The 1,170-nt window shown below is 46.7% G+C and carries 3 protein-coding genes and 1 pseudogene; all 4 read left to right on the plus strand.

The window, feature by feature from the left end; all coding sequences use genetic code 11:
* A pseudogene (rplE, locus tag AC1DWB_RS35700) lies at positions 1-73 on the plus strand (50S ribosomal protein L5); the annotation flags it as partial.
* A gap of 77 nt (positions 74-150) precedes the next feature.
* A complete protein-coding gene (locus AC1DWB_RS35705; protein ID WP_405461854.1) occupies positions 151-336 on the plus strand; it encodes a type Z 30S ribosomal protein S14 in 186 nt (61 codons plus the stop codon).
* A gap of 30 nt (positions 337-366) precedes the next feature.
* Positions 367-765 carry a 30S ribosomal protein S8 gene (gene rpsH, locus AC1DWB_RS35710; RefSeq protein ID WP_477545799.1) on the plus strand — a complete coding sequence of 133 codons (399 nt, stop codon included), beginning with the start codon at positions 367-369 and terminating at the stop codon, positions 763-765.
* Positions 766-795: 30 nt separating this feature from the next.
* A partial coding sequence (locus tag AC1DWB_RS35715; RefSeq protein ID WP_477545800.1) for a 50S ribosomal protein L6 occupies positions 796-1,170 on the plus strand: 375 nt, incomplete at its 3' end.

Raw genomic sequence — 1,170 nt, forward strand, 5'->3', positions numbered from 1 at the left:
TGTGACAACCGCTCAATCGGATGAAGAATCCCGTGAGCTTCTGACACAATTGGGTATGCCGTTCGTCAAATAAGTACCAAAACTCAAAGCGTTTCGCCTGAAACGCACATCGTAAGCAAAATGCTTAGGAAACCGGAGGTGTAACGTTCAGTGGCAAAAACTTCGATGATCGTCAAACAACAGCGCCAACCGAAGTTCAAGGTTCAAGCCTATACTCGTTGTGAGCGCTGCGGTCGTCCGCATTCCGTTCTGCGCAAGTTCAAGATTTGCAGAATCTGTTTCCGTGAACTGGCTTACAAAGGTCAGATTCCCGGCGTAAAGAAAGCAAGCTGGTAATAACCCTACTTCGGGAAGGAGGTTCGCTAAATGGTAATGTCAGATCCTATTGCAGACATGCTAACACGCATTCGCAATGCCAATATCGTACGTCATGAAACAGTGGAAGTTCCTGCTTCGACAATCAAGAAGGAAATTGCAGAAATCTTGAAAAAAGAGGGCTTCATTCGTGACGCTGAATATGTAGATGACAGCAAGCAAGGGATAATCCGCATTTTCTTAAAATACGGCCCGAACAACGAACGTGTCATCACAGGTTTGAAAAGAATCAGCAAGCCAGGTCTTCGTGTGTACACGAAAAGCCAGGAGGTACCAAAAGTCCTTGGAGGCTTGGGTATCGCGATCATCTCGACGTCTCACGGCGTTATGACAGATAAAGACGCTCGTCAAGCTAAGTCCGGTGGAGAAGTCGTCTGTTACGTTTGGTAATATACAGCGTGTAAGAATGGAGGTGCAACAATGTCTCGTATTGGTCGTAAAACCATTACTATCCCGAGCGGTGTTGATGTAGCGCTCGATAACACAAAGATTACGGTAAAAGGCCCTAAGGGTACTTTATCCCGTGAATTGCATAAAGACATGAAAATCGTTGTGGAAGGTGCGGAACTGAACGTAGAACGCCCATCCGACAACAAGCTTCACCGTTCCCTTCACGGAACGACTCGCAGCGTAATCAATAACATGGTTAGCGGCGTAACAGCAGGTTTCGTCAAGAACCTTGACTTGGTCGGCGTAGGATACCGTGCTAACAAAACTGGTGAGAAGCTGGTTCTGAACGTAGGTTATTCCCATCCGGTTGAGATCGTACCAGAGAGCGGTATTGAATTCGAAGTT

Source organism: Paenibacillus sp. P4_E11 (assembly GCF_056401635.1).

Excerpts from the sequence above, each read along its gene's own strand:
- rpsH (WP_477545799.1), top strand. The coding sequence starts at position 367 with ATGGTAATGTCAGATCCTATTGCAGACATGCTAACACGCATTCGCAAT.